The organism is Bradyrhizobium sp. HKCCYLRH3099, assembly GCF_051167855.1.
Classification (GTDB): domain Bacteria; phylum Pseudomonadota; class Alphaproteobacteria; order Rhizobiales; family Xanthobacteraceae; genus Bradyrhizobium.
Genome location: NZ_JBNPTW010000021.1, coordinates 128760 through 142885, shown reverse-complemented (window position 1 = coordinate 142885; position 14126 = coordinate 128760). Strand labels below are relative to the sequence as shown.

Sequence of the window (14126 nt, the reverse complement as noted above, 5' to 3'; positions counted from 1 at the left end):
AGGAGCCGCCTTCAGAATCGATTTTTGACCGGATCACAATGCCTTACAGCGTAATTTCACATGCGATTCCCCTGCCCTTGCGGGGAGGGGTCGGGGGTGGGGGTCCACACGGGCAGTCTTTGCTGAGACCCCCACCCCCACCCCCTCCCCGCAAGGGGGAGGGGAGTTGCACCTCATGCTGGGCGACCACTGTGCTCCTGCAAAATCAAACGGCTTAGAGACCCCACCATGGCCCCGCGTCACATCCAGGTCACCGAAACCAGCCGCGTGGTGCTGCCGCGGCATACCAAGCTGAAGTATGACGAGACACGCCAGGTCTGGGTGATCCTCGCCCCGGAGCGGGTGCTGGCGCCGGATGAGATCGCGGTCGAGGTGCTGAAGCTGTGCGACGGCGCGCGGAGAGTTGCCGGCATCATCGACGAGCTCGCGGCGAAATATGCCGCGCCGCGCGATGTTATCGCCACCGATGTCGTCGCGATGCTGCAGGATCTCGCCGACAAGGGCTTTCTCACCGAGGTTCGGGAGACGACATCATGACCGATCTCACGGACACGACGCCACAGGTCGACAGCCATGACAGCCTCGCCGTGCTGGAGCGCCGCGGCTCCGTCGCCGAGACCTACGGCATTCCGCTGGCCGTGCTGCTCGAGCTCACGCATCGCTGTCCGCTGCAATGCCCCTATTGCTCCAACCCGCTGGAGCTCGACCGCGCCGGGCAGGAGCTGACGACGGCCGAGTGGAAGAAGGTGCTGTCCGAGCTCGCCGAGATCGGCGTGCTGCAGGTGCATTTCTCCGGCGGCGAGCCGACCGCGCGCAAGGACATCGTCGAGCTGGTGCAGCACGCCAATGATGTCGGGCTCTACACCAACCTCATCACCTCGGCGGTGCTGCTGACGCGCGAGCGGCTGAAGGAGCTGGCCGATGCCGGGCTCTGCCACGTGCAGATCAGTTTTCAGGGCAACGAGCCCGTCGTCGCCGACCGCGTCGGCGGCTACAAGGGCGGCCATGCCAAGAAGCTGGACGTCGCGCGCTGGACGCGCGAGCTCGAAATGCCGCTGACGGTCAACGCCGTGATGCACCGGCAAAACCTGCACCAGCTCCCTGACATCATCCAGATGGCGGTCGATCTCGACGCCGACCGGCTCGAGGTCGCCAACGTGCAATATTACGGCTGGGCGCTGAAGAACCGCGCCAGCCTGATGCCGACCTACGAGCAGCTCGAACAGACCGACCGCCTGGTTGAGGAGGCGCGCGAGCGGCTGAAGGGCACGCTGACGATCGACTATGTCGTGCCGGACTATTACGCGCTGCGGCCGAAGAAGTGCATGGGCGGCTGGGGCCGGCAGTTCTTCAACATCTCGCCGTCGGGCAAGGTGCTGCCGTGCCATGCCGCCGAGAGCATCACCGGGCTGGACTTCATGTCGGTGCGCTCGAACAACTCCATTGCCTGGATCTGGCAGAACTCCGAGGCCTTCAACCGCTATCGCGGCACGGGCTGGATGAAGGAGCCGTGCAAATCCTGCGAGTTCCGTGAGATCGATTTCGGCGGCTGCCGCTGCCAGGCGTTCGCGCTGACCGGCGACGCCGCCAATACCGATCCCGCCTGCACCCTGTCGCCGCTGCACGAGAGCATCTTCAAGCAGGCCGAGCGCGATGCGGCCTCGGGCCAGGACCGCTTCCTGTATCGCAATTTTGCCGGCGGCACGCCCGAGAGTCACGATGCCTGACGCCGAAGCCGGCCGCGCCGCCGCGCGCCGCAACGATCCATTCGCGCCGCTGACCTCGGAATGGCTCGACGTCTCCGGCGGCCACCAGATCTATGTCGAGAGCAGCGGCCGCGCCGGGGGCGTTCCCGCAGTTTATCTGCACGGTGGCCCTGGCTCCGGCTGCCAGCCGGATCACCGCCGGCTGTTCGATCCCGAGCGCTTCCATGCCGTGCTGTTCGACCAGCGCGGCGCCGGACGCTCGCGCCCTGCGCGCAGCCGAGACAACAACACCCTGCCCGACCTGATCGCCGACATGGAGGCGATCCGCGCGAAGTTCGGCTTCGCGCGCTGGATGGTGGTCGGCGGCTCCTGGGGTGCGACATTGGCGCTGGCGTATGCGCAAGCGCATCCGGAGCGCGTGACCGGCCTGGTGCTGCGCGCGACCTTTCTCGGCACTCGCGCCGAGGTGGAGATGGCGTTCGGCGAGACGCTGGCGCGGTTTCATCCCAAGCTGCATCGCGACTTCCTGGAGATGCTGCCGGAGGCCGAGCGCGCCAATCCGTGCGACGCCTATTTCCGCCGCATCCTCGATCCCGATCCAGCGATCCACGGCCCGGCCGCGCGCGCCTGGCACGACGTTGAGCGGGCGCTGTCGGAAGTGAAGCCCGCACGCACCCACCTCGACCGCCTCGCGATCCGTTCGGGCAACGCCTTGCCGGCGACGCCGTTCATGGAGGCGCATTACTTCTCTCACGACAGCTTCATGGCGCCGGACCAGTTGCTGCGCGACGCAGGCCGCCTGGCCGGCATTCCCGGCATCATCGTGCAAGGCCGCTACGACCTGCTTTGCCCGCCATCGACGTCCGCGCGGCTGGCTGAAGTGTGGCGCGAGGCTGAAATCCGTGTCGTCGAAGCCGCAGGTCACAATCTTTATGACCCCGGCATCCGCGATGCGGTCATGAAAGCCATCTGCGATATGGCGACGCGCGCTAGCGCGCCTTAAACACATCACTCATTCCCCTCATGCTGAGGAGGCGCACCAGCGCCGTCTCGAAGCATGGGGCCCGTGACACCTCGGGCCTCATCCTTCGAGACGGCCGCTTTTGGCGGCCTCCTCAGGATGAGGATCAGCACACGCACCAGGAGGCTCGAAATGCCCATCGCCGGGACAGGCATGCTTTTGACATCGATGAACATCGATGCCGCTGACGAGGCCGATTTCAACCGCTGGTACGACAGCGAGCATCTGGAGGAGCGCGTCGCGATCCCCGGCTTCATCGAGGCGCGGCGCTATGTCGCCGAACAGGGCAGCCCGAAATATCTGTGCCTGTATTCGACGGAGAGCATCGACGTGCTAGACAGCGCGCCCTATCGCGCGCGGCTGGAGGCGCCGACGGAGTGGTCGAAGACGGTGATGGCGCGGTTCAAGAACATGATCCGCAGCGTCGCGCGCATCACGATCTCGAAAGGCGTCGGCCGCGGCGCGGTGCTCGGCATCATCCGGCTGCGGCCGAAGCCGGGACAGGACGGCGGCTTACGCGATGCGCTGCAGATCGAGCTCGATCCGCGCGAGCTCAGAGGCGTGATCTCGATGCATCTGCTCGAAGGCGATGCGGATCTCTCCGGCCCGGCGGCTGGCGTCCCAGCAACCTCACGCGATGCCGACTGGTTCATCCTGATCGACGGCACCGACAGCCACGCGATCGCGACGCTGATGACGACGCGTTTTGCGGCAATCGACGGGCCGCTGGCAACGCAAATTTCCGCGGGCATCTATCGCTTGATGTGGGATCTGAGCCGCGCGGACATCGCGACCAACTAACTTTGAGCCCCTCTCTATCCACACGTCATGGCCGGGCTTGACCCGGCCATCCACGTCGTCCAGCATCCTGAGTGTGCGTGGATGCCCGGGTCAAGCCCGGGCATGACGACCGAGTATGTGGCAACGCGCGTGCCTCCTCATCCACCTCTATACCAACGCAACCCGTTCGGTCTCGAAGTCGGCTTCGAATATCGCATCGCAACACGTGGCCACATCGCGCCTGCAATGCGGCATTGCACCACTGTGCATGACCGGCAGCCCTGCAAATTTGCCTTTGTGCGCGCCTTGGAATGGCTCTAGTCTGATACGACTATTCAATTGAGCCATTCAAAAAACAGAAGGGCGACGACCAGGGCCTGCTGACGGACCTCAACCGATCCTCTGCTGATCCTGATCATCAGTCGTCCTCACGTCAGGAAGGCCGCGCGCTCGTGGTTCGCCGCGCGGACAGGGTAGGAATGAGAGCGACTGATATCTCGGCGCCCGACTACTTCCACAAAGTGGTCGATTGCCAATGGGCTTGTCCCGCACACACGCCGGTCCCCGAATATATCCGCCTGATCGCCGAGGGTCGCTATAGCGACGCCTACATGATCAATTGGAAGTCGAACGTCTTCCCCGGCATCCTCGGACGCACCTGCGATCGCCCCTGCGAGCCTGCCTGCCGGCGCGGCCGCGTCGAGGAGAGCCCGGTCGCGATCTGCCGGCTGAAACGAGTCGCCGCCGATTTCAAGGACGACGTGCAGCAGCGCATGCCGCGTCCCGTGCCGAAGAACGGCCGGCGCATCGCACTGGTCGGCGGCGGCCCTGCCTCGCTGACAGTCGCACGCGATCTCGCGCCGCTCGGATATCACTGCACCGTGTTCGACGCCGATCCCAAGCCCGGCGGCATGATGCGCTCGCAGATTCCAAAGTTCCGGCTGCCCGACAGCGTGATCGACGAGGAGACCGGCTATGTGCTCAGCCTCGGCGTCGACTACAAGGCCGGCCATCGCATCGACAGCCTGAAGACGCTGCTCGCCGACAATTACGACGCCATCTTCATCGGCTCCGGCGCGCCGCGCGGCCGCGAGCTGAACATTCCCGGCCGCAAGGAAGCCGCAGGGAACATCCATCTCGGCATCGACTGGCTGTCCAGCGTGTCGTTCGGCCACACCGACAAGATCGGCAGGCGCGTGATCGTTCTCGGCGGCGGCAACACCGCGATGGATTGCTGCCGCACCGCGCGCCGCCTCGGTGGCGAGGACGTCAAGGTCATCGTCCGCTCCGGCTTCGAGGAGATGAAGGCCTCGCCGTGGGAAAAGGAAGACGCGCTGCATGAGGACATTCCGATCCTCAACTATCTCGTGCCGGTCGCCTTCAATCACGACAATGGCAAGCTCACTGGCGTCACCTTCCAGAAGGTGAAGGCCGAGTATGACGACAAGGGCCGGCGCTCGCTGGTGCCCTCGGGCGAGCCCGACGTGACGTATGAATGCGACGACGTTCTCGTCGCCGTCGGCCAGGAAAACGCCTTCCCCTGGATCGAGTCCGATTGCGGCATCACCTTCGACAAATGGCATATGCCGGTGGTCGATCCCAAGACCTTCGTCTCGACGAATTCAAAAGTGTTCTTCGGCGGCGACGCCGCGTTCGGCCCGAAGAACATCATCTGGGCGGTCGCGCAGGGCCACGAGGCGGCGCTGTCGATCCATCGCCTGCTCTCGGGCGAGGATATCACCGAGCGGCCGCTGCCGGAGGTGCATGTCTCGTCGCAGAAGATGGGCATCCATGAATGGAGCTATGACAACGACATCTCGCCGGAGAAGCGCTTCAAGGTGCCGCACCGCGACAAGGTCGTGGCGTTGAAGGACATCCGCGCCGAGGTCGAGCTCGGCTATGACGTCAAGCTTGCGCTCGGCGAGGCGCATCGCTGCCTGAACTGCGACGTGCAGACGGTGTTCTCCAACACGCTGTGCATCGAATGCGACGCCTGCGCGGACATCTGCCCGATGGACTGCATCACCTTCACCGAGAATGGCGAGGAGGCTGATCTGCGCGCGCGCTTGCGAGCGCCGTCGCTGCATCCCGACCAGGATCTCTACGTGTCCTCGGACCTGAAGACCGGCCGCGTGATGGTGAAGGACGAGGACGTCTGCCTCCATTGCGGCCTGTGCGCCGAGCGCTGCCCCACCGGTGCGTGGGACATGCAGAAATATTTCATCGAGACGACTCACGCAGGTACCGCATGTCCCAGCAAGCGCCGCTCAGCAGCGTAAACGACTTCGTCGTCCGCTTCGCCAACGTCAACGGCTCCGGCTCGGCCAGCGCCAACGAATTGTTCGCGCGCGCCGTGCTTCGCCACGGCGTGCCGGTGTCCCCGCGCAACATCTTCCCGTCCAACATCCAGGGCCTGCCGACCTGGTACGAGGTGCGCGTCACCGAGGCCGGCCATCTCGGCGCCCGCGGCGGCGGCACCGATCTGATGGTGGCGATGAACCCGCAGACCTGGGACAAGGACGTCGCCGGCATCGTGCCGGGCGGCTATCTGTTCTACGATTCGACCAAGCCGATGCCGTCGACAAAATTCCGCGACGACGTCACCGTGATCGGCGTGCCGCTGACGGCGATCACCAACTCGACCTACTCTGATCCGCGCCAGCGCCAGCTGTTCAAGAACATCATCTATCTCGGCGCGCTCTCGGCGCTGCTCGAGATGGACCCGAAGCTGATCGAGCAGCTGATCGGCGAGCAGTACAAGGGCAAGGAGAAGCTGCTGTCGTCCAACGTCCATGCGCTGCATCTCGGCCGCGACTGGGCGCTGCAGAATTTGAAATGCCCGATCGGCCTGCGCATCCGCAAGGCCGACAAGGTCGGCGACCGCATCTTCCTTGAAGGCAACAACGCCGCCGCGCTCGGCGCGGTCTATGGCGGCGCCACGGTGTGCGCGTGGTATCCGATCACGCCGTCCTCGTCGCTCGCGGAAGCCTTCACCAATCACTGCAAGAAACTGCGGCATGATCCGGAGACGGGCCAGGCCAAATACGCCATCGTGCAGGCCGAGGACGAGCTCGCCTCGATCGGCATGGTGATCGGCGCGTCCTGGAACGGCGCCCGCGCCTTCACCACGACGTCCGGCCCCGGCGTTTCGCTGATGACCGAGTTCATCGGCCTCTCCTATTTTGCCGAGATCCCGGCCGTCATCATGAACGTGCAGCGCGCCGGCCCCTCGACGGGCATGCCGACCCGCACGCAGCAATGCGACCTGATCGCCTGCGGCTATGCTTCGCACGGTGACACCAAGCACGTCATGCTGTTCCCCGAGGATCCTGCGGAGGCGTTCGAGTTTGCCGCCGCGTCCTTCGACCTCGCTGAGCGGCTGCAGACCACCGTCTTCCTGATGCTCGACCTCGACATCGGCATGAACCAGCGGCTGTGCCGGCCGCTGAAATGGGACGATTCCAAGCAGTACGACCGCGGCAAGGTGATGACGGCCGAGATGCTCGACGAGGGCCGCGACTTCGGCCGCTATCTCGACGTCGACGGCGACGGGATTCCGTTCCGCACCTATCCCGGCACGCATCCGACCGAGGGCTCCTACTTCACCCGCGGCACCTCGCGCGACCGCTACGCGCGCTACTCGGAGGAAGGCGCCGTCTATGCCGACAACGTCCAGCGCCTGCTGCGCAAGTTCCAGACCGCGCAGGATCTGGTGCCGCGTCCGTTGCAGGCCAATGCGGCGAAGCCGACGAAGTATGGCGTGATCTATTTCGGCTCGACCGCGCCAGCGATGGACGAGGCGATCGGCCTGCTGGAGGCGCGCGGCCACCAGTTCGACCGCCTGCGCATCCGCGCTTTTCCGTTCCATTCGAGCGTGGCGAGCTTCATTGCCGAGCACGACTTCGTCTATGTGGTCGAGCAGAACCGCGATGCGCAGCTGCGCCAGCTGATCGTCACCGAGAACGGCATCGACCCGGTTCGCCTCGTGCCGATCCTGCACTATGACGGCACCCCGATCACGGCACGCTTCATCGCCGACGCGATCGGCACGCATCAGGACCAGATGCGGGTGACACCGCTACGCAAGGCGGTGTCGTGATCAGCGCCCCGCTCTCTCCATCGTCATGCCCGGCCTTGTGCCGGGCATCCACGTCCTTCCTTCCGGCTCCGACGTGGATGGCCGGGACAAGCCCGGCCATGACGGCCGTGGGCGGCAAGGTGCTTCCATGACCTACATCGCAAAGCCGAAATTCCAGCATCCCGGCATCAAGAAGAACGCGCTGGGCTACAGCCATCGCGACTACGAGGGCAAGATCTCGACCCTGTGCGCCGGCTGCGGCCACGACTCGATCACGGCGTCGATCATCGAGGCCTGCTTCGAGCTGTCGATCGAGCCGCATCGGGTGGCGAAGATTTCCGGCATCGGATGCTCGTCGAAGACGCCGGACTACTTCCTCGGCAATTCGCACGGCTTCAACACCGTGCACGGCCGCATGCCCTCGGTGCTGACCGGCGCCAACCTCGCCAATCGCGAGCTGATCTATCTCGGCGTCTCCGGCGACGGCGATTCCGCCTCGATCGGCTTCGGCCAGTTCGCCCATGCGATCCGGCGCGGCGTCAACATGACCTATATCGTCGAGAACAACGGCGTCTACGGCCTGACCAAGGGCCAGTTCTCCGCCACCGCGGACCGCGGCTCGAAGTCGAAGAAGGGCGTCACCAACACCGACAACCCGATCGACCTCGTCGGCATCGCGCTGCAGCTCGGGGCGACCTACGTCGCGCGGTCGTTCTCCGGCGACAAGAAGCAGCTGGTGCCGATCATCGAGGGTGCGATCCGGCACAAGGGCGCCGCATTCATCGACGTCATCAGTCCGTGCATAGCCTTCAACAATCACGCCGGCTCGACCAAGAGTTTCGACTATGTCCGCGAGCACAATGACGCGGTCAACCGGCTGGACGTGCTGACCGGGCGCGATCCGATCGAGATCGACCAGGACCCCGGCACGGTGCAGATCGTCGAGCAGCACGACGGCTCGCGGCTGGCGCTGCGCAAGCTCGACGCCGACTACGATCCGTACGACAGGCTCGGCGCGATGACGTTTTTGCAGAAGCACGCCGCGCAAGGACAGATCGTGACCGGGCTGCTGTATGTCGATCCCGAGGCGGATGACCTGCACAGCCATCTCAACACTGTGGAGCGGCCGTTGAACCGGCTGGAGGCTGCCGATCTCTGCCCGGGTCAGAGCGTGCTCGACAAGATCAACGCGAGCCTGCGTTAGCAGAGGAAAGCCCTGCTTGGATACATCACGCTTGGCTGCTCACCCCGCGTGAACACAATCCTCGGGGGGCAAGTGCAGCGCCGTCCTCGGTGCGCCCCCTCACGGTGAGGAGCGTCGCCCTCGCGACGCGTCTCGAACCGCGAGGCCCGAGCTGTGGCCTCGCCCTTCGAGACGCCCGCCTGCGGCGGGCTCCTCAGGGTGAGGGTGGAGAGCATTTGCTGGGGCAAGAGAAGCAAGTCGCCGAAGTTCTTCACCAGCAGGCTGCGCATGGTGAGCTCGACTACGCCCGCAGCGCATTCGCCCAGACGCGGTCGAGCTGCGCAATCGCCTCCGGCAGCGGCAGCGCCGACAAGGCGTCATCATCACCGCTGACGAGCCCGAACTCGCGCAGCCTGATCAGCGCCTCATCGATGTTGAACGCGCGGCCCAGTCCGAACATCTGCTGCAGCAGCTCCTCGACATGGCTGCCGAGAGACTCCCGGCTGAGCGGCAGCGACGCCAGCAGCAGGCCGCCATAGGCGAGAACCGCCTCCTTCCAGTCCTGATCCTCGGCCTCGCCGATCAGGTAGTTGAAGATGCCGGAGTTGTTGTTGACGTTGCGGAAGTAGATGTTGTCGGTGACCTGCTTCTGGTGGATCAGCGACTGGCGGTGGAAATTGCCCCATTGCCTGAGGATGAAGGCGCCGAGTGCAAACAGGCCGGACAGTGCGGCCAGCGCCTGCTCGGTGTCGTTGTCGTGCACGGTGCCGCTGAGGCCGAGATAGAAGCCGGCGACGATGAACAGCACCGTGAGCGTCGAAGCGAGCTTGAGCAGGATCGGCACGCCGCCAACCAGCGCCGGCACGCCGAGCGTCAGCTGCTCGCGCAAGCCCATCACGACCCGGACGTTCGGCAGCAACGCTTCGAGATCGAAGCGCGCGATGTGGCGGAAATATTTGAAAAGCACCGCGCCGCCGCGGAGCTTGTTGCGGCCGCGCCAGGCAGCTGTCTTGCGCTTTGTCTTGGCCGGCTCGTCGGGCCTGGTCGCGACCATCAGGATGATGTCGTCATAGACCTCGATGTCCTGCTTGCGCCGCCGCAGGCCGTAGAGCATGGGGACCTCGATGGTCTCCTGATGCGTGCCGCGCCGGAACATCCGTACCGCGCGAAAGTCGGAGATCGGCGCCTTCAGCTTGACCCGAACCAGCGCATGCTCGGCGAAGGCGCGCTCGATCTCGTCATGGGTGATCTCGATGAAATTGGCTTCGCCGAGCACACGGACGAACTCATTGGTCAGATTATTGTAAGCGGCGTCGAGTTCGGCCGGGGCGCGATGGCGCCCGGCGGGGACTTCAGGATCGAAGTCGAAATAGGCGTCGCGGAAGCGGTCGAGCTCGTCGAAATATTCATGGTGCAGGATGGCGCCGAGCATCTGGGCCAGCCGGCGCAGCTCGGCCGACTGGGCCTCGTCGAGGCCGCCATGCGAGATCACGGCGTCGAGGACATCGGACTTGCGGATCGGAATGAACCGGTCCCGCCGGATCGTCGCCAGCGTCTCCTTTGCCTCAACCACGCGCCTTACGCCCACTTCGATTGACGTTCCCACCGACTGGCCTCAAGCCCGCCGCGCGCACCATAGCGGGCCGATCCGGCTTGCGCTACTTGCCGCGGAAGACGCCGCACTCGGTCTCAACACGCCACGAAACGATTTCTGAGTTGATTCCTCTGCGGTATGACGCGGGATATTGCCGCAGCGGCGGTCGGCTCCCCTCCCCCTTGCGGGGAGGGGTCGGGGGTGGGGGTCCAAGAACTCCGCTGGATATGAGGCGAGCGAGGTGAGAAGCTCACCGGGATAAGCGTAGAGGCGGCAAGGCCGCTCGACAAAATCCGATGGTGGCGGAGGACGTGTGAACGTGCCCCAAGCGAGTTGGATGCGCGGGGACCCCCACCCCCGACCCCTCCCCGCAAGGGGGAGGGGAGCGCACCTCTTGCGCGGCGAGAGCGCGGGCTTGCGTCACTCGCTGCGGAATTGAAAGCCGAGTTCGACCGACAGACGAAGAGCAGGACCATGACCAATCGAGCCACAACTTCCGCATTCCGGGCCATTCGCGCTGTCGACTACACAATCATCCTGGCGCGCAACTGGCAGGCCATGCGCGGCTTCTATGAGGAGGTGCTCGGCTTTTCATTGTTAAGGGAACTGTCACAAGGCTGGATCGAATACCAGATCGGCCCGAATACGCTGGCACTTGCTCAGCCGAAGCGGCTGGCATCGGACCAGTCGACGCCGCGAGGAAGCGCCTCGCTCCAGCTGGCGTTCAAAGTGTCGCGAGACGACGTCGACCGCTGTGCAGCTGAGCTGACAGAGAAGGGCATCGCTCTCGTGGAGCCGCCAACGGACCAGCCCTTCGGCCACCGCACCCTGTTCTTCCGGGATCCCGACGGCAATCTGCTCGAAGTCTACGCGGACATCTAACCCCTGGCGGCCGCGCTACGCGGCCGCCGGTTGTATCCGGGGATTGAGCACATACTCCTTCAGCACCTTGTCGGTCGCCGCATCGACCTCGGTCAGCTGCACGTCGTAGCTCCAGAGGTCGGCGAGGTGCTGGAGCACGCGCTTGGTGTCGGTCTCGTTGAGCTGGGCGCCCTTGACCACCGTATGCCGCAGCATCAGGCGGCGGTCGCCGGCGAGGTCGACGTCGACGACCTCGATGTTCGGGTCGATGTAGCCGACGTCATATTGCTTCGACAGCTCGCGGCGGATGCGGCGATAGCCGCGCTCGTCGTGGATGGCGTCGACCAAAATGCCGGCGCGCTCCGCCGGATCGTCATGCAGATGGAACAACCGAAGCTGCCGGATCAGAGCCGGGCTCAAAAACTGGCTGATGAAGCTCTCGTCGCGGTAATTCGCCCAGACGTCACGCAGCACCGCCATCTCGTCGCCGGTGCCAGCAATGTCCGGGAACCATTCGCGGTCCTCCTCGGTCGGATCCTTCACGATGCGCTCGATGTCCTGCATGATCGCAAAGCCGAGCGCGTAGGGATTGAAGCCGGAGAAACGGGGATCATCGAACTCCGGCTGGAACACGACGTTGGTGTGCGACTGCAGGAATTCGAGGAAATTGCCGTCGGTCAGCCGGCCGTCCTCGTGCAGCCGCTTCATGATGCGATAGTGCACGTACGTCGCCGTGCCCTCGTTCATGACCTTCGTCTGGCCCTGCGGATAGAAATACTGCGCGATGTGGCGGACGATGCGCAGCAATTCGCGCTGCCACGGCGCCAGCCGCGGCGCTGACTTCTCCAGGAAATAAAGCAGGTTCTCCTGCGGCAGGCCGAGCAGCGCCTTGCGACGTTCGACGTTGAGCACCGCGCTGGTCTTGGCGGGGCCCGTCGGCACCGTGCGCCAGAGATCGTTGAACTGCTCCTCTTCATAGAGCCTGCGCTTGCCGGCGCGCTTCTCCTCCTCGCGGAAGTCGAGCTTCTTCTTGCCGGGATAGCGGTCGACGCCGTGCGACATCAGCGCATGCGCGGCATCGAGCGTGTGCTCGACCGCCATGCGGCCGAACCGCTCCTCGCATTGCGCGATATAGCCGCGGGCGAAATCGAGATAATCCAGGATGCCGTCGGCATCGGTCCACTGCTTGAACAGGTAGTTGTTCTTGAAGAAGTGATTGTGGCCAAACGCGGCATGCGCGATGACCAATGTCTGCATCGTCGCCGTGTTCTCCTCCATCAGATAGGAGATGCAGGGCGAGGAGTTGATCACGATCTCATAGGCGAGGCCCATCAGGCCCTTGCGATACGAGGCCTCGTGATAGGCGAAGTGCTTGCCGAACGACCAGTGCTTGTAGAACAGCGGCATGCCGACCGAGGAATAGGCGTCGAGCATCTGCTCGGCGGTGATGACCTCGATCTGGTTCGGATAGGTGTCGAGCCCGAGCTCCTTCTGCGCCACGGCCTCGCAGGCATCGTGAATGCGCTGCAGGGTGAGGAAATTCCAGTCGGCGCCTTCGAACAGCAATCCGCTCATGATGCCGCCCTTTCCTGCGTGGTACCACGACGTTGAAACAAATCGTGGAAGACGGGGAAGATCTCACTGCGGTCGCGCACCTTGCGCATCGACAGCGGCTGGCCGTTGGCGCGCAGACGCTCATACAGCGACCACAGCGCGGAATCCGGCATCTCGAACGAATAGGTGCCGGATTCGCCGACCTCGAGATAGGCGAAGAACTGCGACACCGGGAGGATGTTGTCGGTCAACAACCGCGCGACGTTCTCCGAGTCCGAGGTGGCGTTGTCGCCGTCCGAGGCCTGCGCCGCGTAGATGTTCCAGTCCGAGGGGCGGAAGCGCGAGCGGACGATGTCGTGCATGCATTGCAGGGCGCTGGAGACCAGCGTGCCGCCCGACGCCGGGCCATAGAAGAAGGTCTGCTCGTCGACCTCCTCGGCGCGGTCGGTGTGGCGGATGAACACGATCTCGACATGGCGGTAGCGCCGCGTCAGGAACACGTAGAGCAGCATGTAGAACCGTTTTGCGAGATCCTTCATGTGCTCCGACATCGAGCCGGAGACGTCCATCAGGCAGAACATCACGGCCTGCGCGATCGGCTTCGGAACCGCCTCGAAGCGGCGATAGCGGATGTCGATCGGGTCGATGAAGGGGATGCGCTTGGCCTTGGCCTTCAAGGCCTCGAGTTCGGCGACCAACGCGGCCTTCTTGTCATCGTCAGTCTCCTCGGCGATCCTGGCTTCGAGTTCGGCAATCGCTTCAGGCCGCGGCCTGCGCAGCGCGACGCGGCGTGCCATCGCCCGTGTGACGGTCCGGCTGATCGAGATGTTGGCCGGCGAGCCCGAGGTCGAATAACCCGCGCGCACCAGGCCCTCGCTCTCGGCCTCGGCAAATTTGCGCTTGGCGAGATCGGGCAGTTCGAGGTCGTCGAGGAAGAGGTTGACGAACTCCTCCTTGCTCAGCACGAAGCGGAAGGCGTCCTCGCTGTCGCCCTGCCCGGGGCCGGACTTGCGGCCGCTGCCGTCGCCGGAGCGCGGCAGGATGTCGCCCTCGATGAATTTCTTGTTGCCCGGCAGCACCATGTCGCGGGTGCCGCCCTCGCGGCGGAAGCGCGGCTCGTCCATGCCGTCGAGCGGGATCGAGACCTCGCCGCCCTCCAGCACGTCCTTGATGTCGCGGTCCTGCGAGGTCTTCTTGACCGCTCCTTGAACGAGAGCCTTGGCGCGTCGCAAAAATCGCTGACGATTTTCGAGACTTTTGCCGCCCGGATTCAGGCGCCGATCAATGATGTGCATGACCACGTTCCATACGCCTCCTGCTGCAGCGGCTTCTGCTCCTGCTCTCCCCCG

Annotated in this window: 11 protein-coding genes; 8 read left to right on the top strand and 3 right to left on the bottom strand. The window is 64.6% G+C overall.

Features of this window, described 5'->3' with window-relative positions; all coding sequences use genetic code 11:
• Positions 1-228 precede the first annotated feature (228 nt).
• The 7 genes from pqqD to ACQR1Y_RS29960 all read left to right on the top strand — a co-directional run bounded on the left by pqqD (position 229) and on the right by ACQR1Y_RS29960 (position 8789).
• The gene (gene pqqD, locus ACQR1Y_RS29990) at positions 229-537 is read left to right on the top strand and encodes a pyrroloquinoline quinone biosynthesis peptide chaperone PqqD (RefSeq protein WP_434879139.1); all 309 of its coding nucleotides are present in this window, start codon (positions 229-231) and stop codon (positions 535-537) included.
• Complete coding sequence (gene pqqE / locus ACQR1Y_RS29985; protein WP_434879140.1) at positions 534-1727, top strand: pyrroloquinoline quinone biosynthesis protein PqqE; 1194 nt, start codon at positions 534-536, stop codon at positions 1725-1727. The genes pqqD and pqqE overlap by 4 nt, the downstream gene beginning before the upstream one ends.
• On the top strand, positions 1720-2709 hold the full coding sequence (gene pip, locus ACQR1Y_RS29980) for a prolyl aminopeptidase (protein ID WP_434879141.1): 990 nt from the start codon (positions 1720-1722) through the stop codon (positions 2707-2709). Before pqqE ends, pip begins: the two co-directional genes overlap by 8 nt.
• 150 nt (positions 2710-2859) lie before the next feature.
• Positions 2860-3528: a hypothetical protein gene (locus tag ACQR1Y_RS29975; protein WP_434879142.1), complete on the top strand. Its 669-nt coding sequence runs from the start codon at positions 2860-2862 to the stop codon at positions 3526-3528.
• A 458-nt stretch (positions 3529-3986) separates the two neighbouring features.
• Positions 3987-5786, top strand: a complete 1800-nt coding sequence (locus ACQR1Y_RS29970) for an FAD-dependent oxidoreductase (RefSeq protein WP_434879143.1) — start codon at positions 3987-3989, stop codon at positions 5784-5786.
• Entirely contained in the window at positions 5756-7606 is a 1851-nt protein-coding gene (locus tag ACQR1Y_RS29965) for a 2-oxoacid:acceptor oxidoreductase subunit alpha (protein ID WP_434879144.1), read from the top strand. The genes ACQR1Y_RS29970 and ACQR1Y_RS29965 overlap by 31 nt, the downstream gene beginning before the upstream one ends.
• Before the next feature lie 127 nt (positions 7607-7733).
• Positions 7734-8789 (top strand): 2-oxoacid:ferredoxin oxidoreductase subunit beta, encoded by a 1056-nt coding sequence (locus ACQR1Y_RS29960; RefSeq protein ID WP_434879145.1) that lies wholly within the window; start codon positions 7734-7736, stop codon positions 8787-8789.
• Positions 8790-9069: 280 nt separating this feature from the next.
• Here the strand turns inward: ACQR1Y_RS29960 and ACQR1Y_RS29955 are convergent, their stop codons facing one another.
• Positions 9070-10341: a TMEM143 family protein gene (locus ACQR1Y_RS29955; RefSeq protein WP_434879146.1), complete on the bottom strand. Its 1272-nt coding sequence runs from the start codon at positions 10339-10341 to the stop codon at positions 9070-9072.
• 495 nt (positions 10342-10836) lie between these two features.
• Here ACQR1Y_RS29955 and ACQR1Y_RS29950 point away from each other — a divergent pair, with 495 nt between their 5' ends.
• A complete protein-coding gene (locus tag ACQR1Y_RS29950) occupies positions 10837-11244 on the top strand; it encodes a VOC family protein (RefSeq protein WP_434860142.1) in 408 nt (135 codons plus the stop codon).
• Positions 11245-11259: 15 nt separating this feature from the next.
• Here the strand turns inward: ACQR1Y_RS29950 and ACQR1Y_RS29945 are convergent, their stop codons facing one another.
• Complete coding sequence (locus ACQR1Y_RS29945; RefSeq protein ID WP_434879147.1) at positions 11260-12798, bottom strand: SpoVR family protein; 1539 nt, start codon at positions 12796-12798, stop codon at positions 11260-11262.
• The gene (locus ACQR1Y_RS29940) at positions 12795-14072 is read right to left on the bottom strand and encodes a YeaH/YhbH family protein (RefSeq protein WP_434879148.1); all 1278 of its coding nucleotides are present in this window, start codon (positions 14070-14072) and stop codon (positions 12795-12797) included. Before ACQR1Y_RS29940 ends, ACQR1Y_RS29945 begins: the two co-directional genes overlap by 4 nt.
• Positions 14073-14126 lie beyond the last annotated feature (54 nt).

Excerpts from the sequence above, each read along its gene's own strand:
- pqqD (WP_434879139.1), top strand. The coding sequence starts at position 229 with ATGGCCCCGCGTCACATCCAGGTCACCGAAACCAGCCGCGTGGTGCTG.
- pqqE (WP_434879140.1), top strand. The coding sequence starts at position 534 with ATGACCGATCTCACGGACACGACGCCACAGGTCGACAGCCATGACAGC.
- pip (WP_434879141.1), top strand. The coding sequence starts at position 1,720 with ATGCCTGACGCCGAAGCCGGCCGCGCCGCCGCGCGCCGCAACGATCCA.
- ACQR1Y_RS29975 (WP_434879142.1), top strand. The coding sequence starts at position 2,860 with ATGCCCATCGCCGGGACAGGCATGCTTTTGACATCGATGAACATCGAT.
- ACQR1Y_RS29970 (WP_434879143.1), top strand. The coding sequence starts at position 3,987 with ATGAGAGCGACTGATATCTCGGCGCCCGACTACTTCCACAAAGTGGTC.
- ACQR1Y_RS29965 (WP_434879144.1), top strand. The coding sequence starts at position 5,756 with ATGTCCCAGCAAGCGCCGCTCAGCAGCGTAAACGACTTCGTCGTCCGC.
- ACQR1Y_RS29960 (WP_434879145.1), top strand. The coding sequence starts at position 7,734 with ATGACCTACATCGCAAAGCCGAAATTCCAGCATCCCGGCATCAAGAAG.
- ACQR1Y_RS29950 (WP_434860142.1), top strand. The coding sequence starts at position 10,837 with ATGACCAATCGAGCCACAACTTCCGCATTCCGGGCCATTCGCGCTGTC.
- ACQR1Y_RS29945 (WP_434879147.1), bottom strand. The coding sequence starts at position 12,798 with ATGAGCGGATTGCTGTTCGAAGGCGCCGACTGGAATTTCCTCACCCTG.
- ACQR1Y_RS29940 (WP_434879148.1), bottom strand. The coding sequence starts at position 14,072 with ATGCACATCATTGATCGGCGCCTGAATCCGGGCGGCAAAAGTCTCGAA.